This is a genomic window from Streptomyces sp. NPDC014991 (genome assembly GCF_043080665.1).
In the GTDB taxonomy this organism is placed as follows: Bacteria; Actinomycetota; Actinomycetes; order Streptomycetales; family Streptomycetaceae; genus Streptomyces.
This window is the reverse complement of sequence record NZ_JBIBVY010000025.1, coordinates 13,378-35,793: the sequence shown is the minus strand read 5'-3', so window position 1 is coordinate 35,793 and position 22,416 is coordinate 13,378. Positions and strand designations below refer to the sequence as shown.

The following is a 22,416-nucleotide window of genomic DNA, read 5'->3' as shown; positions in this document are numbered from 1 at the left end:
CACGGTCTCCGGGAAGACGTCACCGTGGACGACCGCCTCGTCGGTAGGGGGCAGCGAGCGCAGCTTTCCGAAGCAGCCGGGCGCGTGTGTCGTCGAAGTCGCGGACATGCGTGGAGAGCCGGTCCGCGCACCGGCTGACCCGCCGGTCCACCAGGTACGCCAGGGCGGATCCGAAAGTGGTGTGGCCTTCCCACAGCGGGCGTTCCTCGTCCAGCACAGGAAGGTGCTTGACCTCGTCGACGTCATGGGCGTCCGCGAGGGCGCGCAACACGCCGACCAGGCAGTCGACCGCTTCGGGCAGCACCTCGTCCGGGTCGTCGGTGCGGATCCTGCCCGCCAAGGGCTCGCCGGTCAGCTCCCGCTCCAAGGTCATCGGGACACCGTCGATGTCCCCGACGGCGAGGATCTCCGGGGCGCCGAACGGCAGGTGCGCCGCGGCATCGGCGTAGAAACGCTGCATCCGCCGCAGTTCGGATCCCCGTCGGCGCTCCCACACCCTGGCCACCGTTCCGTCCCCGAGTCGGTAGACGGCTCCCTCCACCGCCGCCTCGACGGGCCCGGCGTCGGGATATCCGGCGTCGACGAAATGTCGTACACGCCGGGCCGTGGTGTCCCGTGTCGCATCGGACATCTCGTGCCTCCTTCTGCCCCTGGCATGAACGACCGGCCGGTCGGCGGGGCCGACGCCGGGACCATCTCCCACGGTAGGCCCCTCGCCCGCGCGGCACCCGGTGACGGAGCGCTGCCGAGCGCCGTGCGGTCCGCCACGCGCATACGGGGGAACAGTGCCGGCGGATCCTGAGTCTCCGGAGCCGACAGTGGCTGTTCCTTCGTACACGGGCGGCCGTCGCCCGCCGACGGGCACCACGCACTGCGGCGGCCGTCGACCGCAGCCCCCTACCGCTAACCCGGCCGTGCCCCGCCCGGGAGGCAGGCCGAACTCGACCTTGCAGGATCGTGGGCGGAGCGGGAGGCGGCCCTTGAGCAGGGCACACGGCGAAGGGCCGTCCGGGGCCCGCAGTCCTGTCGTAGCAGGGCGTTCCCACCTCAGAGCCGAAGCTGCGATTGAGCGCCACCGACCAGCACGACAACCGCCGATGGGCCCGCACCGCGGAGCCCTCCTGCTCCGAGCCGGCTCCTCGATTCTGGTCGCTGTTACGCAGAGCTATGGCCGGCACTGCCTTCGGCACACCCGATGAATCCACCCACCCCACCGTGAAGACCTCGGCAGCAAGCGCCGCCGGCGGGGCACCGCGTCACAGGATGGCCCTCGGGCTGGCGAGCGTTGCCCGCCCCTGCGTTCCGTCGCCGTATGAGCGCTGACGTGTCGCGTGACCCGGGCGGGCTCGGCCTTCCGCCGAGTCCGCCACGCCGGCTCCATACCGGAGCCGGACCCGTGTCACGCCGTCAGTGCTGCAATGTCAGCAGACCCGGCCGGTAGGGCAGGAGGCCGTAGTCGACGCCGTCGGAGTTGGGGCTGCGTCCCTGGTAGAGGAACTGCAGGTTGCAGGGATCGACGGTCATGGTCTGATCGGGGCTGGTGCGGATCAGTTCGCCATGGCTGATGTCGTTGGTCCAGGTGGCGCCACTGTTGGCCTTGCCGGCGAAGGGATTGCTCTCGGTCGCGGCCTGGGGTGTCCATGAGCCGTCCAGACTGGTCGCCGTGAACGAGCGGAAGTAGCGGCCCTGCGAGCCGATTGCCTCGACGATCATGAGGTAGCGGTTCTGGCCCTGCAGCTTGTAGACCTGCGGGGCTTCGAACAGGTTGTTCCGCGTATCGCTCACGATCACTGCCGAGGTCGTGCCGAAGCTGCCCGGGAAGTTCCCGATCGGCATATTGGCCCGGTAGATCTTGCCGTTGTCACCGGCGAAGAACAGGTACATGTTGGTCCCGTCACCGATGAGTGTCTGGTCGATGGGTCCTGTTCCGGAGTCGGAGATGCTTCCGGAGAAGAGCACCTGCTCCGATGACCAGCCGTTCGGGTTGGTGGGGTCGCTCGATGTCCGGTAGGAGAAGGCGGTCCTACCCCACTGGTAGGCGAGCACCCAGATGTTCTTCGGCGCGAAGTAGAAGAGCGTGGGCGCGACGGTGGAGGCTGACATCGTGTTCTGGCCGGCCGATGCCATCTCGGACCAGTTGGTGAACAGGCCGAAGTTCATCGACCCCCACTTCGTCCCCGTGTCGTGTGTTGTCGCATAGACGAGTTGCCTGCCGTTGTACGGGACGACGGTGAAGTCCTTGAGCGAGACCCACCCCGGCTTTGGCTGTGCCAGGGCGCCCGTCGATGTCCAGCGGTACGTCGACGGAAGAGCGCACGGGCCGGGGTTGTCGCCGCCGACCTTGACGAGCTGCCACTGCTGGTTGGTGCCGCCCCAGTCGTCGTACTGGACGATGTTCGCGTTGTCGGCGGTGGAGGCGCCTTGCACCTCGAGGGCCTTGTTGCTGTGGCGCGAGATGAGCCTCACGTAGCCGTCGGAGCTGTCGGCCAGCTGCCACTGCTGGTTGGTGGCGTTCTGGTCGGCCCATTGGACGATCGAGCCGCCGTTCGCGGTGGACCAGTTGTGGACGTCCAGCACCTTGCCGGAGTGGCGGGACTTGATGCGGTAGTAGCCGCCTCCGGAGTCGACGAACTGCCACTGCTGTTGGTTCTGATCGTTCCTGGTCCACTGGGTGATGCGGGCGCCATCGTTGGTCGCCAGGTTGTAGACGTCCAGGGCCTTGCCGCTGTTGCGGTTGACCAGCACGTACGAGGCGTTGGGGTCTACGGTCGCCGCTCCGGCCGGCTGGGCGCCGAGGAAGGTGGCCACGAGCAGCAAGGGCGCGAGGACGGCGAGCAAGCTTCTTGGACGGACCGGGGACGGGCGGCGAAACCACATCACAGGGCCTCCTTTGGGGGCGGGGGTGAGGTGACCCGATGGACCGCGGAGCGGACGTGCCGGGGACAGGGGCATTCTCGAATGTTTCGAAGGATTCTCCGGATGCTTCGACGCCACAAGCTAGGAACGCGGGGCTCTCTGGTCAAGGCATGTCGCCGATCTGGCCACAAAACAGCGCAATCCCTCTGGGCTTGACGAGCTGTCGCGCCAGCCGGAACTGCTCTGGGAACTGCGGATACGGTCGTCGGTCCACGGTGGCAGCCGCCGAAAACGACGCCGAGGATTCGCCTTCCGGCTCGGCGGGGGTCCGAAATAATTCGGTCGAGGAGCCGAAACATTTTTCTGCGGAGAGTATTGACGATCCACCGTCAATACCTCAATCATCCCTGTCTGAGAAACGGACCATAGTTCGAGTTTTCGAACCACGTCAGCCCTGAGCAATCTGCGCTGCACGGCAGATCCACGCACAGCTGCACGGCAGATCCGCGCACCAAAGCACCTGCGCCACCCCCTTTCGTTCCGGTGAGGTTCGCACCAGCGCATCCTGGATCTTCGCGCAGCTGAGAGGTACGCGACGCCGCGTGGCGGTCCCCCGGCTGAGCCGCGATGGAGTACCCGCATGCCTGTGAAACACCGCCGCCGCCCGCCGTACGTCACCCGACGGCCGACCGGGTGCCGTCCGTGCCGGTTGAGATCGTCCCGGTCACATGACCGCGGTGCCCGGCGATTCCGTGCCGCCCGGGTTCCGGCCCGCCCTGTCCGTCTGCCGAGTGGGAGCGGACAACGCAGTCCCCTTTGATTTCTACCTTGGAGGCACAGTCATGGGCACGTATGCCCTTCCCGGATCCGTTGTCCGCCGGAAGATCCGAGGCCTGTTGTGGGCGCTGGTCGTCGGCGTCCTCGGTGCGGCCGCCGTACTGGTCGCGCCGCCGACCGCACAAGCCGCCGAGAGCACGCTCGGCGCCGCGGCGGCGCAGAGCGGCCGCTACTTCGGCACCGCCATCGCCTCGGGTCGGCTGGGCGACTCGGCGTACACGACGATCGCGGGCCGTGAGTTCAACTCGGTGACGGCCGAGAACGAAATGAAGATCGACGCCACCGAACCGCAGCGGGGCCAGTTCAACTTCGCCGCCGGTGACCGCGTCTACAACTGGGCGGTGCAGAACGGCAAGCAGGTGCGCGGCCATACTCTGGCCTGGCACTCCCAGCAGCCCGGCTGGATGCAGAGCCTCAGCGGCAGCACGCTGCGCCAGGCGATGATCGACCACATCAACGGCGTGATGGCCCACTACAAGGGCAAGATCGCCCAGTGGGACGTCGTGAACGAGGCCTTCGCCGACGGCAGTTCGGGAGGCCGGCGCGACTCCAACCTGCAACGCACCGGCAACGACTGGATCGAGGTCGCCTTCCGCACCGCGCGCGCCGCCGACCCGGCCGCCAAGCTCTGCTACAACGACTACAACATCGAGAACTGGACCTGGGCCAAAACCCAGGGCGTGTACGCCATGGTCCGTGACTTCAAGCAGCGCGGCGTGCCGATCGACTGCGTCGGTTTCCAGTCGCACTTCAACAACGACAGCCCGTACAACGGCAACTTCCGCACCACCCTGCAGAGCTTCGCCGCCCTCGGTGTCGACGTGGCCATCACCGAACTCGACATCCAGGGCGCCCCAGCCGCGACGTACGCCAACGTGACCAACGACTGCCTGGCCGTCCCGCGCTGCCTCGGCATCACCGTCTGGGGTGTGCGCGACACCGACTCCTGGCGAGCGGAGCAGACGCCGCTGTTGTTCAACGGCAACGGCAGCAAGAAGCCCGCCTACACTGCCGTCCTCAACGCGCTCAACGGCGGCACCTCCACACCTCCTTCGGATTCCGGACAGATCAAGGGCGTCGGTTCGGGCCGCTGCCTGGACGTACCCGGCGCCAGCACCACCGACGGCACCCAGCTCAACCTGTGGGACTGCCGCAGCGGCACCAACCAGCAGTGGACGTACACCACCGCCGGTGAGCTCAGGGTCTACGGCAACAAGTGCCTGGACGCCGCCGGCACCGGCAACGCCACCAAGGTCCAGATCTACAGCTGCTGGGGCGGCGACAACCAGAAGTGGCGCCTCAACTCCGACGGATCCATCGTCGGCGTCCAGTCCGGTCTCTGCCTCGACGCCGTCGCAGGCGGCACCGCCAACGGCACCCTGATCCAGCTCTACTCCTGCTCGAACGGCAGCAACCAACGCTGGACCCGCACCTGAGCGGACCTGCCACCAACGAAAGGGTGAATCGATGAAGACCTACGGTGAGGTTTCTCCCGCCCCTCCACGATTACATCGCTGGTGGTCCCGGGTCGCCGCCCTGGTGGCGCTGACCCTCGCGATCGGCATGCTCGCCGCAGTGCATCCGGCGCCTGCCGAGGCGGCGACGGTGGACACCAACGCTTGGTACGTCCTGGTCAATCGCAACAGTGGCAAGGCGCTGGACGTCTCTGGCTCCTCGACCGCCGACGGCGGGCGGGTCAGCCAGTGGACACGCAACGATGGAGTCAACCAGCAGTGGCAGTTCGTGGACTCCGGCGACGGCTTCTACCGCCTCAAGGCCCGGCATTCGGGCAAGGTCCTCGACGTGGCCGGCTCCTCGACCGCAGACGGTGCCGCGATCCAGCAGTGGGCCGACCACAGCGGGGCCAACCAGCAGTTCCGCCTGGCCGACTCCGACGCGGGCCACGTCCGGCTGATCAACCGCACCAGCAGTAAGGCGGTGGAGGTGCAGGGCGCCTCCACCGCCGACGGCGGCGTCGTCGTCCAGTACACCGACTGGGGCGGCGCCAACCAGCAATGGCAGATGATCAAGCTGTCGTCCGGTGGAGGCGACGGCGGATGCGGCAGCGCCCCGACCCTGGCGAGCGGGACGCACACGATCCAGAGCGGCGGCAAGAGCCGCAGCTTCATCCTCAGGGTTCCCGCCAACTACGACAACAGCCACCGCTACCGGCTGATCTTCGCGTTCCACTGGCGGGGCGGAACAGCGGGCGACGTCGCCTCGGGCGGCACGAGCGGGACCGCCTGGTCCTACTACGGCCAACAGGAACAGTCGAACAACAGCGCGATCCTCGTCGCCCCCCAGGGCCTCGGCAACGGCTGGGCCAATTCGGGCGGTGAGGACGTCACCTTTGTCGACGACATGATCCGGCGCATCGAGGGCGGCCTCTGTGTCAACCCAGCACAGCGTTTCGCCACGGGATTCAGCTGGGGCGGCGGTATGAGCTACGCACTCGCATGCAGCCGGGCGAACGTCTTCAGGGCTGTCGCGGCCATGTCCGGTGCTGAGATCAGCGGGTGCAGTGGCGGCACCCAGCCCATCGCCTACTTCGGAATCCACGGCGTCAGCGACTCCGTCCTCGACATCGCGCAAGGACGGTCCCTGCGCGACAGATTCGTCCGCAACAACGGCTGCGCCTCCCAGAGCCCGCGTGAGCCCGCGCCGGGCAGCCGAACGCACATCACCACCACCTACTCGGGCTGCCGTGCCGGATACCCGGTCCAATGGGCCGCGTTCGACGGAGGCCACATACCCGGTCCGGTCGACGGTTCCACCGGCGAAAGCGGCGTCACCACCTGGACCAAAGCAGAGATCTGGAGGTTTTTCGCACAGTTCCAGTGACACGCCCGCACCACGGAGTGGAGCCCGGGATCGATCCCTGGCTCCACTCCGTCGACGTCTATCCAGGATTGAATGCGAAAAAATGATGGGTTGGTCGCGTGCCAGTTCGGTACGCCGCTCGCCAGGCAGTGGGCGTGGCAGGGCTGAGCTGACGGGACTCGACCGCCTGCAACAGGGGCGATCAGGACCTGGCGGCCACCGGCCCGGCGCCACCCCGCGGGCCCCGGTCACCACTGGATCGTCCCTGGGACCGACGACGGCGCCTCCCGTGCCGTGACCGTCTCGCGTGCCGACGCGCGGACGTCGGGGTGTGCGTGCCGGCGCAGGGTGCGGAGCCGCTGTTTAGAAGAAGCCCAGCTTCTTCGGCGAGTACGACACCAGAAGATTCTTCGTCTGCTGGTAGTGCTCCAGCATCATCTTGTGTGTCTCGCGGCCGATCCCGGACTGTTTGTAGCCGCCGAAGGCCGCGTGCGCGGGGTACGCGTGGTAGCAGTTGGTCCACACCCGGCCCGCCTGGATCGCGCGGCCCGCACGGTAGGCGGTGTTGAGGTCCCGGGTCCACACGCCCGCCCCCAGTCCGTACGACGTGTCGTTGGCGAGTTTGATCGCATCGTCGAAGCCGTCGAACGAGGTCACCGACACGACCGGGCCGAAGATCTCCTCCTGGAAGATCCGCATCCGGTTGTCGCCCTCGAAAATGGTCGGCTGGACGTAGTAACCGCCCTCCAACTCGCCGTCGTAGTGCACCCGCTCGCCGCCCGTCAGGACTCTCGCCCCCTCCTGCCGGCCGATGTCCAGATAGGAGAGGATCTTCTCCAGCTGGTCGTTGGACGCCTGTGCGCCGATCATCGTCTCGGTGTCGAGCGGGTGCCCGGGTGTGATCCGCCGGGTGCGCTCGACCGCCGCCTCCAGGAACTCCGCGTAGTGGCCGTGCTGGATCAGGGCCCTGGACGGGCAGGTGCAGACCTCGCCCTGGTTCAGCGCGAACATGGTGAAGCCCTCGAGCGCCTTGTCCCGGAAGTCGTCGTCATGCGCCCACACGTCGTCGAAGAAGATGTTCGGCGACTTCCCGCCGAGTTCGAGAGTGACCGGCTTGATGTTCTCGGAGGCGTACTGCATGATCAGCCGCCCGGTCGTGGTCTCCCCGGTGAACGCGACCTTCGCCACCCGCGGGCTCGAGGCCAGCGGCTTGCCCGCCTCCACACCGAAGCCGTTGACGATGTTCAGTACGCCCGGCGGCAACAGGTCCGCGACCAGGCTCAACCAGTAGTGGACGGAGGCCGGAGTCTGCTCGGCCGGTTTGAGGACGACCGTGTTCCCCGCGGCCAGCGCCGGCGCGAGCTTCCACGTCGCCATCAGGATGGGGAAGTTCCACGGGATGATCTGCGCGACGACCCCGAGCGGCTCGTGGAAGTGGTAGGCGACCGTGTCGTCGTCGATCTCGCCAAGCGAGCCCTCCTGCGCCCGGATCGCCCCGGCGAAGTATCGGAAGTGGTCGATCGCGAGCGGCACGTCCGCGGCCAGTGTCTCCCGCACCGGCTTGCCGTTCTCCCAGCTCTCGGCGACCGCCAGTGGCTCCAGGTACGCCTCCATCCGGTCGGCGATCTTCAGCAGGATGCCGGAACGCTCCGCGACCGGCGTACGGCCCCATCCGGGTGCCGCCGCGTGCGCCGCGTCCAGCGCCCGTTCGACGTCCTCCGCGGTACCACGCGCGATCTCGGTGAACGGCTGCCCGTTGACCGGTGACGGATTCTCGAAGTACCGCCCTCGCGAGGGCGGTACGTAGTCGCCGCCGATGAAGTGGTCGTACCGTGCCTGGTACGAGACGATCGCGCCCTCGGTGCCCGGCGCCGCGTAACGAGTCATCTGGTCCCTGCCTCCCGCTACCGCACTGCCCGCCGTCGGGCAGCCGTGGCGCGAGGCTAGGCAGGGGGACGTTGCACGTACGTTGCGCCGCGGGTCCGCCCCGCTGCCCGGACAAGCGGCGCCGTCAGCTCGGCCTCCAGCGCCGCGAGCCGGACACGCACCGGGGCCGTGGGACGCACCGTGGCGAGGGCCCGCCACACCTCGACGTCGTCCTCGCCCCACGGTGCGTTCGCCCACTGCGCCAGCAGGTCCGGGTCGCGGTGCGCGATCAGCGCCGCACGCAGTGCGCCGGCGAGCCGCTCCCGCAGCCGGACGATCGCCGGGGACTGCGAGCCGGGCAGCAAGGGGCCGGTGTACGCCTCCGCCGCCGCGGTGAGCGCACCCGTCTCCAGCCGCCGCTCGACCACGGTGGCGTCCGACTCGACCGCGGTCGTCAACCGGTACGGCCGCGAGGCGAGCACCTCCGGGCCCAACAGGCGGCGCAGCCGGACCAGTTCGGCGCGCAACGTCACAGGGGTCACCGACTCGTCCGCGTACAGCGCGCACAGCAGCTCGTCACCGCTGAACCCCGCCGGGTGCCGGGAGAGCAGCACGAGTATCTCGCTGTGCCGACGGCCGAGCCTGATCCGCCGGCCGTCCAGGACAAGTTCGGCCTCGTCCCGTCCCAGGGCCGTCAGTGACGCTGCCTCCTCGGGACGTGCCGGGGTGAGCAGTGCGAGCTGTGCCTCGGCGGCCCGTGCCACCGCCTGCACGAAGCCGAGGCTGTGCGGATGGGCGAGCCCGTCCCCGCCGGTGATGTCCACGGCGCCCAGAACCCGTCCGGTGCGCGGATCGTGCACCGGGGCGGCCGCGCACGTCCACGGCTGTACCCGCCGGATGAAGTGCTCCGCCGCGAACACCTGCACCGGCCGGTCGACGGCCACCGCGGTGCCCGGCGCGTTGGTGCCGACCGCGCTCTCCGACCACCGCGCCCCCGGCACGAAGTTCATCCCGTCCGCCCGGCGCCGGGTCGCCGGATGCCCCTCGACCCACAGCAGCCTGCCGTGCGCGTCACACACTGCCAGCAGATGCTCTCCGTCGGCCGCGAACGTGCCCATCAGCTCCCGGAACAGGGGCATCACCCGGGCCAGTGGATGCTCCGCGCGGTAGGCGCCGAGGTCGCTGCCGGTCAGCTCCAGGCCGGCGGCGCCGTCCGGCCCGACACCGGCCCGTGCGCTGCGCCGCCACGACTCCGCCACCACCGGCCGCACCGGGCGCGGCACCGTGCCCACCGAGGTGAACGTCTCGTGCGCCCGGCGCAGCACCCGGACGCGCTCGGCCGGATCGGCCCCCGGCTCCAGGGCCACCCACGGATCGGTCACTGGGCCTCCCTGGTCGGTGGAACGGCGATGGCGTGGCGTGCGCAGACCACTGTGCGACGACCGCGCGGTGTCGGCTAGGCGAAATTGACCATTCTGATGTAGCGCACCCAGTCCCAGTTCGGCCCGGGGTCGGTGTGGTCGGAGCCGGGCACCTGGTAGTGGCCGATGATGTGTTGTCTGTCCCGGGGGATGCCGTACTTCGCGCAGATCGTCGCCGTGAGTTTCGCCGACTCCGCGTAGAGGGCGTTGGTGAAGTCGCCGGGCTGGTCCACCCAGCCCTCGTGCTCGATGCCGACGCTGCGTGTGTTGTAGGTCCAGTTGCCCGCGTGCCAGGCGACGTCGGCCTCGCGCACACACTGGGCGACGTGCCCGTCCGCCGAGCGCACCAGATAGTGCGCGGAGACCTGCTTCTGCGGATCGCTGAAGATCGCCAGCGTGTCGTTGTACGTCTCCTGGGTGACGTGGATGATCACACGGTCGATGGCGTAACTGGCGGGGCGGCCGGACAGCGTGTAGTTCGAGGTGCTGGCCGGCCGCCATTCGGCGGGTGGATAGTCGACGGCCGCGGTCTGCGCACCCGCGAGCGAGTCGGGAAGCAGCGCATAGGGGACGGCGGCGAGTGCCGCGCCCTTCAGCAACCGGCGCCGGCTCAGCCGGGGTCTGACTCGGTCCATGTCCATCGCGCAATGCCTTTCGGAGGTCGGGGGGGTACGACGGAGACGTCAGAGGCGCAGGGCCCGTGCGGTGTCCCGCAGCCGTGCGTGCACGCCGCGGTACGTCTCACGCGAGGGCAGCCACTTCTTGCGGAGCTTGGCCACACACGTGTAGTTCGTGTCGCACACGTTGGCCAACGGTGACTCGACCGCCTGCGTGGCGAACTGGTACGCGTCCAGCTCACTGAACCCGTAGTCGCGCACGAGCCACTGCACGAGGTCGAGCTGTGATATCCGGAACGCGTCCTCCAGCGGGCGGGCGGACCCGGTCGAGATGATGTGCGTGTCGGACTCCAGCCGGGGCCATGGTGTGGCGACGTCCTCGAGGAGGTCCACGACCACCATCGTGTTCATCGCGCACTCCACGGCGACGCCGCAGGTCTCGCCCTCGCCCTGCCGGGCGTGTCCGTCACCCAGACTGAGCAGGGCCCCTTCGACGTTGACCCCCAGATAGCAGGTGACGCCGGCCCGCATCTCGGGCGTGTCCATGTTTCCGCCGTGGGCGTCCGGGACCAGGGCCGAGCGCACCTCCAGGTTGGCGGGGGCCACACCCACCGTGCCGTGCATGGGGTCCAGGGGCAGTTCCAGCCGGATGTCGCTGTCCTGGGCCTGGAACAGGGCGGTGCGTCCGTCCCGGTCCAGCTGCCAGATCCAGACCCGCTCGGGCAGCGCAGGCTGGAGTGTGGCCGTGGCGTGCGTGGAGGTGAGCGCGCCGAAGAGGGGGACGGTCGTCGACGCCGCCCAGTCGCGGGCCGGTTCGATCGACACGAAGTGCACTGCCACGGTGTCACCGGGCTCGGCGCCCTCGATGTGGAAGGGGCCCGTCTGCGGATTGAGATAAGGGAACTCGCACACCCTTGACACGAGGTCCTTCTCGGAGCGCACTCGGCCGGCGAAGCAGTCCTCCGTGTACAGGTCGAGAACCGTACCGGGGGCGATCCGCGCCACGGGCGCCGCTCCACCGAAGGTCCAGGCGTACTGGTCCGGTTCCGGGCGTACGGTGAGGATCCGGGGGTCGGTCATTGTGGCATGAGTCCCTTCTGGAGGGTGGTCGTCAGGCTCGGGGCCGGGTGGCCGGAGCCGTAGAACCTTGTCCGGTGGAGGCGCGCCATCGCCTCGGCCGGATGCCGCTCCCCATGGCCCGAGGGGACGTCAGCGGGGCACAATGCCGTCCCGCCGCTGGGCGGCCAGGTCGTACTCGTCGAGATGCACCCGCGCGGTCTCGGCTATCCGCTCGGGGTGTCGCCGTATGAGGACGAGCAGTACCACCACGCCCACTGCCATCCACACGCCCACGACCGGACCGGCGTAGGACACCGGAGCCGTCAGCTCCGTCACGAAGTCGAACACCGGGAGGCCGGCGGCCGTCAGCAGCGCGGGGACGAACGCGGCGATGCCGAGCGCCGGGAACAGCAGGTGCCGCACCGGCTTGAGAGCGGCCCGGCGGGACCGCAGGAAGTGACCGGCGCAGGAGAGGTTCACCACGATGTAGACGCCGACGACGACTGTGACGACCACGGTGGCGAGGAGCAGGAACGCGGTCACGGGGTCGTAGCCGAAACCGAGCCCCAGTACCGCTGCGACGGCCACGGCGGCCTGCACCGCGATGCCGGCCACGGGGGATCGGTGCCGGGGGTGGAGTGTGGCGAGGAGGCGGGGAAGGACGCGGATGCGGGCCAGGGCGAAGGCCGTGCGGGTCGAGACGTTCGCACACGCGTTGGCGTTGGCGATCGTGGAGTTGACCACGGCGAGGAACACCAGCACCCAGAAGAGGCCGTACGAGGCCCGGGCGACTCCCTCCCAGGACGCCCCGCCCGAGACGCCGAACGTCGCGAAGCGGTCGGGGCCGAAGTAGACGGTCATCGCGTACGTCGTGAGTACGTAGAACGCCCCGATGCCGAGCGCCGCTCCGAGGACCGCGCGGTGCATCGTGCGCCGGGGGTCGCGGGTCTCCTCGGCGAGCGGCGCCGCCGCCTCGAACCCGGAGAACGCCAGCACCGTGTACACGGACCCGGCCAACACGCCGGCGGCCCCCGGGTACCCGTCGGCGGTGTGGGACGTACCGAACACCGACAGGGTGTTGGCGCTGCCCGCCCTGACGATCAGCAGGACCGCGAACACCAGGAAGACCAGGATCTCGAAGACGCCGAGGACAGTGCCGAAGCGGGCCGAGGCACGAACGCCGAGATAGCCGGCGGCGGCGATCACCACCGTTCCCACCAGAGACCACGGCCACCACAGGTCCGCCGGACCGGAGGCCCATTCCGCGTGCAGCGTGCCCGCTGCCGTGAAGCCCAGCTGCAGGAGCAGCAGCGGCGGGACCAGCATCTCGACGAAGACGTAGGCCCAGCCGACGAGGAAGCCGACGGTCGGGTGCAGACCGCGCGCCGCATACGTCGCCACCGAGCCCGCCGCGGGCAGCTCCCGCGCCAGCTCCGCCACGCACGACGCGGTGAACAGACAGGCCACCAGGGCGACCAGCACCGCCAGCGGCAGACTTCCGCCCGCGAAGGCGGCGCCGGACGGGATCGACGCGGCCACCGCGGCGGCCGGCGCCATCGCCGTCACGCTGGAACAGGACCTCGCGCAGGCCGATGGCGTCGCGCCGCAGCGTCCCGGTCGTCTCCCTGCGCATGTGTCCCCCGATACGTGTCGGTCCGCTGCCACCTGCTGCCTGCGTCTTCCTCTCATTGCACGGGCGCCCGGCCGGACGTGACGGTCCGTCCGCTGCGCCTCACGTGAATCACGGTACGGCGCGGGTCGGTTGCGCAGAAGGGTCCGCCACGGTTCCGTGGACAACCCGTGGCATGCGGAAAACTCGACCACTCGAACGGGTGATGACAGGGGCGGTCCGGGAAGCCGGCACCGCTTGTCACAGCGGTACACCCCTCCTGCGGACACACCCCGCTCCGGACTCGCACCGTGGCAGAAGCCGCGGGACCCGGTGCGGTGCCGAGCACGGCCATCCGTCATTCACACCGGCCGGCACGGGCTCGGTGCCGATGCGGGTGCCGGTCTCCTCGCGTGTCCCCCGGCACGCCGCCGGCCAGGGTCCTCACCGGGAACCAGCATCCCGCCGGACAGCCACACCACCCGGCGTCGAGGCGGCCAGGGCCGTAACGCGGCAGCGGAACGTGCTCCCGCTCGCCCAGCACCAGGACACATGAGGCGAGCGGCGTTCGCGGCTGCGCCCCTCATCCACCCTCGCCCGTCCGTCATCGGTCGTCATCCGGCCTCCGCGGAGCTCGGTCCGTCATCCGATCTCTTGGAGTCGCCGCCCGCCGCCCGCCGGCAGCTCAGCATCGCCGCGCCGCCACCGCCGGATCGTCCAGTACCGCCCGCACGACCGAGTGTGCGGCGCCCAGCAGCGGGCCCTGCGGACCGAGCCGGGACACCGTGACCGGGCAGGCGGGGCCCGCCGTCCGGCCCGCCAGCTCCGTCTCCAGTGACGGCAGCAGCCAGGGCGAGAGCCCGGCCAGAGCGCCGCCCATGACCACGGTCTCCGGGTCGAGCAGGTTGACCGCTCCGGTCAGGGCGATCCCGAGGGCCGTGCCCGCCTCCCGCAGAGCGGCCCGCACCCCTTCGTCACCCTCCTCGGCGCGTTCCGCGAGCAGACCCACCAGATCCTCGCGGGGCTCCAGCCCGGCCGCGCGCCGCACCGCCTCCTCGCCCGCGTACTGTTCCAGGCAGCCCCGGCCGCCGCACGGACAGGCGGGACCGTCCGGCCGGACGGGCACGTGGCCCAGCTCCCCCGCGAATCCACGGGTTCCGCGCAGCAGCCGGCCGTCCACGACGACCGCGGCACCGATGCCGATCTCCGCCGACACGTGGAGGAAGTCGCGGGGCGTGCCGGGACCGAGCCACAGTTCTGCCAGGGCGCCGAAGTTGGCCTCGTTGTCGACGGTCAGCGGCCATCCGCCGGGGAGCAGGGGGGCGAGGTCGGTGTCGTGCCAGTCGAGGTTGGGGGCTCGTACGACCGTGTGTCCGTCCCTCGCCACCAGTCCGGGCACGGCGACCGCGAGCCCGGCGGGCCAGAGTCCCGCCCGTTCGGCCTCCGCGACGACCTGGCGGATCAGTGCCGTCAACTCCTCGGCGACCGGCTCGGGCGCCCGGCCCCGGTTGGTCCCGCGCCGGACCGTCCGCGCACGGACCTCGCCGCGCAGGTCGACCGCGCACACCGCGAGATGGTCGACGCCGATCTCGGCCCCGATGCCGGCGGGGCCCCGGGCGCTCACCGCGAGCGCCGAGCCGGGCCGGCCGACCCGGCCCGGCCGTTCCGGGCCCAGTTCGTCCAGCAGCCCCCAGCGGATCAGATCATCCACCAGGGTCGACACGGCCGCCCGCGTCAGGCCGATCCGCGAGGCGACCGCCGCCCGGGACAGCGAACCCTCCGCGCTGACGGCGTGGATGACCCGGGCGAGATTGCGCCGGCGCATGCCCTGCTGGGTGTCCGGCAGGGCGCGACCGGTGCCCGGTGGGCGCGACTCGCGCAGCGGTTCGGTCATGCCTCCGTCAATCCTCGGCGTCCGTGGCCCGGCTCCGCGCAGGCGGCCGGGTCACTGGTTCTGAGTCCCCCGCTCCAGCAGCGGGGACGCGTCGGAGAGTACCCCGGTGATCCGTTCCAGCGTCGTCCGGTCCCGTTCCACGGCCTCCAGAACCGGTCCGGCCGCCGTGTTCCAGCGGCGGGCCACCGCCGCGGGATCCTCGCCGGTCAGCAGCCCCGCCGCCTGCGCCGCAGCACCCAGGGCGACCAGTTCCCTGGCCTCCGGCACCTGCACGGGCCGCCCGGACAACCGGCGCACGGTCTGCTGCCAGGCCGTTCCACGGGCCCCGCCGCCGATCAGCAGCAACGGAACGCTGCGGTCCGCGTCCGCGTCGAGGACCAGCTCGAGAGCCCCCAGCAGCGCGTGCACCGCGCCGTCGTAGGCGGCCTGGAGCAGTTGTCCGGCCGTCGTGTCGTGCCGCAACCCGTGCAGCAGACCGGACGCGTGCGGCAGGTCCGGGGTGCGCTCGCCGTCCAGGTACGGCAGCAGCGTCACCGAGCCGCCGGGCTCCACGGCCTCCCGGTCGAGGCCCAGCAGGGCCGCGACGCGGTCCACGGCGAGCGTGCAGTTCAAGGTGCACGCCAGGGGCAGCCAGTCCCCGCGCGCGTCGGCGAAACCCGCCACCGTGCCGGTCGGATCGGCCGGGCGGTGCCTGGATACGGCGTACACCGTGCCGGACGTGCCGAGGCTCAGCACAGGGGTGCCGGGCCGCAGACCGAGGCCCAGCGCAGCCGCCGCGTTGTCACCGGTGCCCGCGGCCACCAGCGTGCCCTTGGAGAACGGCAGGTCGTGGCCGTCGCGTACGGTGCCGGCGACCTCGCCGGGCCGCACCACCCGGGGCAGCAGCGCCGGGTCGAGGCCGACGTACGCGAGGGTCTCCTCGTCGTACGCCTCCGTCCCGGACGCCCACCAGCCGGTGCCGGAGACGTCGCCCCGGTCGGTCGTGCCCTGCCCGGTCAGGCGTTCGGTGAGGTAGTCGTGGGGGAGCCGTACCGCTTCGGTCGCGCGGACCGCCTCCGGCTCGTGCTCGGCGAGCCACGCCCACTTGGTGACCGTGAAGGATGCCCCGGGCACGCTGCCGGTGCGCTCCGCCCACGCCTTCGGCCCGCCCAGCTCCGCCACCAGACGGCGGGCCTGCGGTGCCGATCGGACGTCGTTCCACAGCAGCGCCGGCCGCACCGGCTCCCCGTGCCCGTCCAACGTGACCAGGCCGTGCTGCTGGCCGCCGATCGACACCGCCGCCGCCTCGTGCGCCGCGTCGCCGCACTGGCGCAACGCCGCGCACAACGCGTCCCACCACTGGCGCGGATCGCTCTCCCGGCCCGCCCCGGCAGTCACGGTGTGCGGTGCCTGGCCGCTCGCCACGACCTGGCCGGTGGCCGCGTCGACGACCAGCGCTTTCGTGGACTGGGTGGATGTGTCCACGCCGACGACGAGCGGACCCTCGGCTGCTGACATCGGGCTCTCCCTCTTCCGCGGCTGCGCGGGGTGTGCGGTGGGCTGACGAAGACACCTCGTGGTCGAAGACATCTTGTCTCTTCCCACCGGTGCGTGCGCATACTAATTTGTAAACCGCCATGACGAATAGTCGTACGCACCAAGGAGCCGCCGCATGAACTACCAGCCCACCCCCGAGGACAGGTTCACCTTCGGCCTGTGGACCGTCGGCTGGCAGGGAAGGGACCCGTTCGGTGACGCCACCCGCCGTGCTCTCGACCCGGCCGAGACGGTGCGGCGCCTGGCCGAGCTGGGCGCCCACGGAGTGACCTTCCACGACGACGACCTGATCCCCTTCGGCTCCTCGGACACCGAGCGCGAGTCGCACATCAAGCGGTTCCGCCAGGCCCTGGACGCCACCGGAATGACCGTGCCCATGGCCACCACGAACCTCTTCACACACCCCGTCTTCAAGGACGGCGCGTTCACCGCCAACGACCGCGACGTGCGCCGCTACGCGCTGCGCAAGACGATCCGCAACATCGATCTGGCGGCCGAGCTGGGCGCGAGGACGTACGTCGCCTGGGGCGGGCGCGAGGGCGCCGAGTCCGGGGCCGCCAAGGACGTACGCGCCGCCCTGGACCGCATGAAGGAGGCCTTCGACCTCCTCGGCGAGTACGTCGTCTCCCAGGGCTACGACCTGCGCTTCGCCATCGAACCCAAGCCGAACGAGCCCCGCGGCGACATCCTGCTGCCCACCGTCGGGCACGCGCTGGCCTTCATCGAGCGCCTGGAGCGGCCGGAGCTGTACGGGGTCAACCCGGAGGTCGGCCACGAGCAGATGGCCGGCCTGAACTTCCCGCACGGCATCGCGCAGGCCCTGTGGGCGGGCAAGCTCTTCCACATCGACCTCAACGGCCAGTCCGGCATCAAGTACGACCAGGACCTGCGGTTCGGCGCCGGTGACCTGCGCTCCGCGTTCTGGCTCGTCGATCTGCTGGAGAGCGCCGGTTACGACGGGCCCCGCCACTTCGACTTCAAGCCGCCGCGGACCGAGGACCTCGACGGCGTGTGGGAGTCGGCGGTGGGCTGCATGCGCAACTACCTCATCCTCAAGGAGCGTGCGGCCGCCTTCCGTGCCGACCCCGAGGTGCAGGAGGCGCTGCGCGCGTCGCGGCTGGACCAGCTCGCTCAGCCGACCGCGGCCGACGGTCTGGAGGCGCTGCTCGCCGACCGCGCGTCCTTCGAGGACTTCGACGTGGAAGCCGCCGCCGCACGCGGCATGGCCTTCGAACGACTCGACCAGCTGGCCATGGACCACCTGCTGGGAGCCCGGAGCTGAAACGGGGGCCGGGGTGAGCGGCAGCAGCTCACCCCGGCCACGCCCGGCCCCGAGGCGGGTGTCAGTGCCCTATAGGCGGCCGGAGGTACGGCACGTTCGTACGGATTCCGCTGTCGGCCGGGCGGCCCTCGGACTGAAAGGGGCCCGGTCCGTCGGGCATCCCGAAGCCGTTGTCGTCGACGAGCGCGAGCAGGTGAGCAGCGCAGCAGGCGGGTGGTGCGCGAGTCGGTCCCCAAGGCGTGCGTGTCCGGGAGCGAGAGCGGGCCCTGTAGCGCCGGCACCAGGTCTCGTGCGGGCCGGGAACGGGACGTTCTGGCTCGCCGACGAGTACGCCCCCCCCGCGTGCCGAAAAGACCGGCAGCGCAACGCCTCGAATGACCTCGACCCCGCCCCCCGGAGAACCGCATCGTCACGATCGCGGGAACATCCCCGTCCTCCCCGTGTCACGACCTGAGGACTTCACGGTCTCTTCGACCCGGGCACTCGTTCCCGGCCCGGCAGGGGCGGGTCTCAGGGATGTCTCAGGGTCCGCAGCCGGAACCGCGGGGAGCGGGCGGCCGTTTCCAGTTCAGAGAGCGGCAGTGGCCGCGAAGGAGGCGACGTACATGTCCAAGAACGCGAAGATCGCCGCAGGGGGCGTGGCAGTCGGGCTGATCCTGCTGATATGGCTGCCCTGGTGGGTGGCGTTCCTGATCGTGGTGGGCGTTCCGGTCGCCGCGTACCTGACGCTGGACCCGTCCCAGCGGCGCAGACTGCGCCGGGTCACCCGTAAGGAGATCGGCCGCTGACACATTTGGCCCACCGCCGGGACGCTCGCGCGGGTGCCTGCCCGGGCGGGCCCGGCCGCCGGGGATCGCGTCGCTTCGCGGGGCGCGGCTCCCGGTGGCTACGGCGGCTGCCGTCCGGGCGGCCCGGTTCACAGAGGTCGTACGGCCATTTTGTCCAGTGCCTCCAGCAGGCCCGGCAGCTCGGGACCCCGGCCCACCGGCAGTACCTCGCCGGGTTTCTCGTCCAGCAGGACGAACGCGATGTCGTCGGTACGGGCCACGATCGACCAGCCGGGACCGTCGGCGCGCAGCGTGCGGGCCTCACCCGGAGCGAACGACGAGCGCACCCGGCCGAGGGGTGGCGGCGAGTCGACGTACGCACGCGCCTGGGCGAGTACCCGGCGGACTCCCGAGGGACCGCCGGTCGAAGCGTCTGCGCCTCCCTTGGTGCTTGGCGTGCCCTTCGGGTCCGCCGCGCCCTCCGGTGAGGACCCGGTGGCCTCCGCGCGCCCAGCAGGAGGGATGAAGTCTGCGTCGTCGATTCGCTCCCGCCAGGCCGCCCACTGGAGCGCGATCTCGTCGGCACCGAGACGGCGCTGTGCCGACCCCCAGACACGGGTGTCCGGTGGGCGCAGCGCCGGCCCGCCCGCCGTCTCGGGAGGCGGGTCGTGCGGGGCGGGCACGCCGGGTGCCGCGACGGCCACGGCCAGCGGCCACCCCGGCAGGGCGGTCACGACCGCGCGCTCGTCCGGTGACAGCTCGTACTCCATGCCGCAGTCCCAGGACGCGATCGCCACGGCGACCAGCGAGACGTCGTCGATGACGACCGTCCAGCGGGCGCCGTCCCCGTCCTGGCCCAGCACCAGGCCGTACCCGTCGGCGCGAGGCGCGAGACCCAGGGCCGCGCAGGCCTCCGGGTAGTCGTCGCCCAGCACGCTCGGGAACTGCGCCGGCGTCAGCAGTACCGCAGTCAGCACAAACAGCGCGTCGTCCGCGGCGGCGACGGCCGCATCGTCCGTCCCGGCCATCCCAGCCTCCCCAGTGGTTCTTCCATCGGCGCGCACCCTAGTGCGAGTGCAAGCCGCTTGTCACGGGTCCGCACACCACGCGGAGCAGCAGGTTTCCACCTGGACAGGGGCGAAACGGCTGCCTTCGCGAAGTGGTGTTCCCCTCAGACCGCGGGCAGCCCGAGCAGGTCGCGGGCCACCGCACCGAGCGGCTGGTCGCGCTCCCGGGCCAGCGCGACGACCGCCCGGCAGGCCAGCTCGCTCACGCCGAACGACAGCGCCTCCGGCGACACCCAGGCCGCCGCCTCCTCGACCCCGTCCTGGTCGTCCCGCGCACGGGCCACCACATAGACGGCGGCCGCTTCGAACAAGTTGTGCGCGCGCCGCTCCCGGGCATCTGTCGGCTGTGCGTGCGTGGAGGTGCGGAGCCTGGCGGCGTACCTGCGGACCATGTCGAACACGTGGACCACCCTCTCCCCGTACGGGATCAGTTCGATCGTTCGTCTGCTCTTCTCCAACGTAGAGTTGGGGTTTCGACGGCATAAGGGGGACGGCTCGGTGAAGCGGTTCGAGCGGCTCGGTCGGATCCGCCGGTTGGACCCGGTGAAGGACGCGCCGGAGATCTACCGGATCAGTGTGACCCTCGAGTTCCCCTGGGACTACACGCGTGCCCTCGAGCTGGCCCTGTACCGCACCTACGCGGTGCCGAGCATCGGGCGGCTGCTCGCGCGGACGGCGGAGCTGACCGAGCGCACGCAGAAGCGGTACGACGACACCTCACTGCTCCTCGACACCATCGTGGAACACGGCTTCACCGCGGAGCGGGGGCGTACCGCCGTCCGCCGCATCAACCAGATGCACCGCAGCTACGACATCAGCGACGACGACATGCGGTACGTGCTGAGCACCTTCGTCGTGGTGCCCCGGCGCTGGATCGACGCCTATGGCTGGCGGCGGCTGTCCCGGCACGAGGTCGTCGCCACCACGGAGTACTACCGCGCCCTCGGCCGGCACATGGGCATCCCCGGCATTCCGGCAACCTACGAGGAGTTCGAAGCCCTTCTCGACGACTACGAGGAGACCCACTTTGGCTGGGACGAGGGGGCCAGACGTGTCTCCGACGCCACCCTCGCCCTGATGGCGTCCTGGTACCCGCGGCCGATGGCACCGCTGCTGCGCACGGCGACGCTCGCCCTGCTGGACGAACCGCTGTTGCGCGCCTTCCGCTACCAGCGACCCGGCGCGACCACCTCCGCGCTGGTGCGCCGCGCCGTACGTACGCGCGGCCGGCTGGTCCGGCTGCTGCCGCCGCGCCGCACCCCGCACTTCGCACGCCAGAACCGGGAGATCAGGGGATACCCGAACGGCTACCATGTGGCGGACCTCGGCACCCGCCCGGTCCCCGGGCTGCGCGGCTGCCCGGTGCGGCACCTGGACAGCTCAGCGACCGACCCGGTCGAGTGACCTCAGCGTGTCGCGCAGCCAGGCCAGCTCGGCCCGGCTCGTGGCCCGGGCGATGGTGAGCACACCCCGCCGGAAAGGGTCGTCCAGCTCCTCGGCGCGCAGCGGCCGGTCGCCCTCGTAGAAGAAGCTGGCCGGCTCCTCCAGGAAGGCCAGCCGGCGCCGCAGTACAGCCGCCTGCGCGGCGGGATCCGCCAGGTGCCGGAGGAACGCCAGCAGCGTGAACCAGTGGTTCTCGTCGGTGATCTCGCGCTGTGCGGGCTCGGCGAGCCGGCGCTTCAGCTCGCGCCCGCCCTCCTCCGTCAGCCTCAGCACATGACGGGGGGCGGCCGCGGCGCCGGGCTCGGTGGCCCGCACCAGCAGGCCGGCCTTCTCCAGTCGCTTGATCGCCGGGTACAGCGTGCTCTCGGCGACGGGGCGCACATGGCCGGTGAGCGCGGCGATGTGACGACGCAGGACGTACCCGTGCAGCGGGGCGTCGTAGAGGAATCCCAGGATGGCGAGTTCGAGCATGACCGCATTCTTCCTCAGACGTACATCGCCTCAGCACTAAAACGCTGACGACATACATCGGTGTCGATGTATGGTGGGCTTCTGGACGACCTCAGGGAGGGGCGCGGTGCGGCAGGCCACGTTCGACGGCAGGGGAAGCAACATCCGGTGGACCGAGACGCCGGGAGCGGAGCCCGCCCGGGTGTATCTGCACGGGCTCGGGTCGATGTCCACCGCGTACCACGCACACATCGCGGCCAGACCCGGCCTCGCGGGCCGGCGCACTCTCTTCGTGGACCTTCCCGGACACGGCACGAGCGACCGCCCCCATGACTTCGGCTACACGCTGGAGGAACACGCCGACGCGGTCGCGACCGCCCTGGACGCGGCGGGGGCCGCCGGTGCCGAACTGATCGGGCACAGCATGGGCGGCGCCGTAGCTGTCGTGCTCGCCCATCGGCGGCCCGACCTCGTCTCCCGGCTGGTCCTCACGGAGGCCAACCTGGACGCCTTCCCGCCGGTGACCGCGGCCAGCAGCGCGATCGCCTCCTATGCAGAGGACGAGTTCGTCGCCAGCGGGTACGCGCGCATGCTGGACGCCGTCGGCCCGCTGTGGTCGGCCACCATGCGGCTCGCCGACCCCCGCGCCCTGCACCGCAGCGCCGTCGGTCTGTGCCGGGGTTCGGATCCGGTGATGCGCACACTCCTGGAGGAGTCACCCGTCGACCGTGTCTTCCTCCAGGGCGCACACAGCGGCGAACTCGCGGGCCGGGACAGTCTGGAATCGGCCGGGGTACGGGTGGTGACGGTGCCCGAAGCCGGGCACAACGTCATGTTCGACAATCCCGATGCCTTCGCGGCGGCAGTGGCCGGAACCGGCTGACCCCCCTCC

At 70.7% G+C, this 22,416-nt stretch carries 18 protein-coding genes; 6 read left to right on the top strand and 12 right to left on the bottom strand.

Features of this window, described 5'->3' with window-relative positions; all coding sequences use genetic code 11:
• Window positions 1-19 precede the first annotated feature (19 nt).
• Window positions 20-631 (bottom strand): hypothetical protein, encoded by a 612-nt coding sequence (locus ACF1BE_RS29970; protein ID WP_392202135.1) that lies wholly within the window; start codon window positions 629-631, stop codon window positions 20-22.
• A gap of 776 nt (window positions 632-1,407) precedes the next feature.
• Window positions 1,408-2,877 carry a non-reducing end alpha-L-arabinofuranosidase family hydrolase gene (locus ACF1BE_RS29965; protein WP_392202134.1) on the bottom strand — a complete coding sequence of 490 codons (1,470 nt, stop codon included), beginning with the start codon at window positions 2,875-2,877 and terminating at the stop codon, window positions 1,408-1,410.
• A gap of 821 nt (window positions 2,878-3,698) precedes the next feature.
• On the opposite strand from ACF1BE_RS29965, the gene ACF1BE_RS29960 reads away from it, so the two are divergent.
• Both ACF1BE_RS29960 and ACF1BE_RS29955 read left to right on the top strand, forming a co-directional pair.
• Window positions 3,699-5,129 carry an endo-1,4-beta-xylanase gene (locus ACF1BE_RS29960; protein ID WP_392202133.1) on the top strand — a complete coding sequence of 477 codons (1,431 nt, stop codon included), beginning with the start codon at window positions 3,699-3,701 and terminating at the stop codon, window positions 5,127-5,129.
• 100 nt (window positions 5,130-5,229) lie between these two features.
• Window positions 5,230-6,534 carry an RICIN domain-containing protein gene (locus ACF1BE_RS29955; RefSeq protein WP_392202176.1) on the top strand — a complete coding sequence of 435 codons (1,305 nt, stop codon included), beginning with the start codon at window positions 5,230-5,232 and terminating at the stop codon, window positions 6,532-6,534.
• Between the two features lie 342 nt (window positions 6,535-6,876).
• Here ACF1BE_RS29955 and ACF1BE_RS29950 read toward each other — a convergent pair whose 3' ends face one another.
• The 7 genes from ACF1BE_RS29950 to xylB form a co-directional block, all read right to left on the bottom strand.
• Window positions 6,877-8,400, bottom strand: a complete 1,524-nt coding sequence (locus tag ACF1BE_RS29950; RefSeq protein ID WP_392202132.1) for an aldehyde dehydrogenase family protein — start codon at window positions 8,398-8,400, stop codon at window positions 6,877-6,879.
• Window positions 8,401-8,456: 56 nt separating this feature from the next.
• Window positions 8,457-9,761 (bottom strand): GAF domain-containing protein, encoded by a 1,305-nt coding sequence (locus ACF1BE_RS29945; RefSeq protein ID WP_392202131.1) that lies wholly within the window; start codon window positions 9,759-9,761, stop codon window positions 8,457-8,459.
• Between the two features lie 74 nt (window positions 9,762-9,835).
• Window positions 9,836-10,435 carry an N-acetylmuramoyl-L-alanine amidase gene (locus ACF1BE_RS29940; RefSeq protein WP_392202130.1) on the bottom strand — a complete coding sequence of 200 codons (600 nt, stop codon included), beginning with the start codon at window positions 10,433-10,435 and terminating at the stop codon, window positions 9,836-9,838.
• Window positions 10,436-10,483: 48 nt separating this feature from the next.
• Window positions 10,484-11,497, bottom strand: coding sequence for an acetamidase/formamidase family protein (locus tag ACF1BE_RS29935; RefSeq protein WP_392202129.1), 1,014 nt, complete (start codon window positions 11,495-11,497; stop codon window positions 10,484-10,486).
• 129 nt (window positions 11,498-11,626) lie between these two features.
• Window positions 11,627-13,033: an APC family permease gene (locus tag ACF1BE_RS29930; protein WP_392202128.1), complete on the bottom strand. Its 1,407-nt coding sequence runs from the start codon at window positions 13,031-13,033 to the stop codon at window positions 11,627-11,629.
• Window positions 13,034-13,770: 737 nt separating this feature from the next.
• Window positions 13,771-14,979, bottom strand: coding sequence for an ROK family protein (locus tag ACF1BE_RS29925; RefSeq protein WP_392202127.1), 1,209 nt, complete (start codon window positions 14,977-14,979; stop codon window positions 13,771-13,773).
• 51 nt (window positions 14,980-15,030) lie between these two features.
• Window positions 15,031-16,476, bottom strand: coding sequence for a xylulokinase (gene xylB / locus ACF1BE_RS29920; RefSeq protein WP_392202126.1), 1,446 nt, complete (start codon window positions 16,474-16,476; stop codon window positions 15,031-15,033).
• 154 nt (window positions 16,477-16,630) lie between these two features.
• On the opposite strand from xylB, the gene xylA reads away from it, so the two are divergent.
• Window positions 16,631-17,797, top strand: a complete 1,167-nt coding sequence (xylA, locus tag ACF1BE_RS29915) for a xylose isomerase (protein WP_392202125.1) — start codon at window positions 16,631-16,633, stop codon at window positions 17,795-17,797.
• A 605-nt stretch (window positions 17,798-18,402) separates the two neighbouring features.
• Window positions 18,403-18,585 carry a hypothetical protein gene (locus tag ACF1BE_RS29910; RefSeq protein WP_392202124.1) on the top strand — a complete coding sequence of 61 codons (183 nt, stop codon included), beginning with the start codon at window positions 18,403-18,405 and terminating at the stop codon, window positions 18,583-18,585.
• A gap of 128 nt (window positions 18,586-18,713) precedes the next feature.
• On the opposite strand, the gene ACF1BE_RS29905 is transcribed toward ACF1BE_RS29910, so the two are convergent.
• Complete coding sequence (locus ACF1BE_RS29905; protein WP_392202123.1) at window positions 18,714-19,592, bottom strand: hypothetical protein; 879 nt, start codon at window positions 19,590-19,592, stop codon at window positions 18,714-18,716.
• Window positions 19,593-19,735: 143 nt separating this feature from the next.
• Window positions 19,736-20,032: a hypothetical protein gene (locus ACF1BE_RS29900; protein WP_392202122.1), complete on the bottom strand. Its 297-nt coding sequence runs from the start codon at window positions 20,030-20,032 to the stop codon at window positions 19,736-19,738.
• 97 nt (window positions 20,033-20,129) lie between these two features.
• Here ACF1BE_RS29900 and ACF1BE_RS29895 point away from each other — a divergent pair, with 97 nt between their 5' ends.
• Window positions 20,130-21,035, top strand: a complete 906-nt coding sequence (locus tag ACF1BE_RS29895; RefSeq protein WP_392202121.1) for an oxygenase MpaB family protein — start codon at window positions 20,130-20,132, stop codon at window positions 21,033-21,035.
• Here ACF1BE_RS29895 and ACF1BE_RS29890 read toward each other — a convergent pair.
• A complete protein-coding gene (locus ACF1BE_RS29890) occupies window positions 21,012-21,545 on the bottom strand; it encodes a PadR family transcriptional regulator (protein WP_392202120.1) in 534 nt (177 codons plus the stop codon). The genes ACF1BE_RS29895 and ACF1BE_RS29890 overlap by 24 nt on opposite strands.
• A 106-nt stretch (window positions 21,546-21,651) precedes the next feature.
• On the opposite strand from ACF1BE_RS29890, the gene ACF1BE_RS29885 reads away from it, so the two are divergent.
• On the top strand, window positions 21,652-22,407 hold the full coding sequence (locus tag ACF1BE_RS29885) for an alpha/beta fold hydrolase (RefSeq protein WP_392202119.1): 756 nt from the start codon (window positions 21,652-21,654) through the stop codon (window positions 22,405-22,407).
• Window positions 22,408-22,416 lie beyond the last annotated feature (9 nt).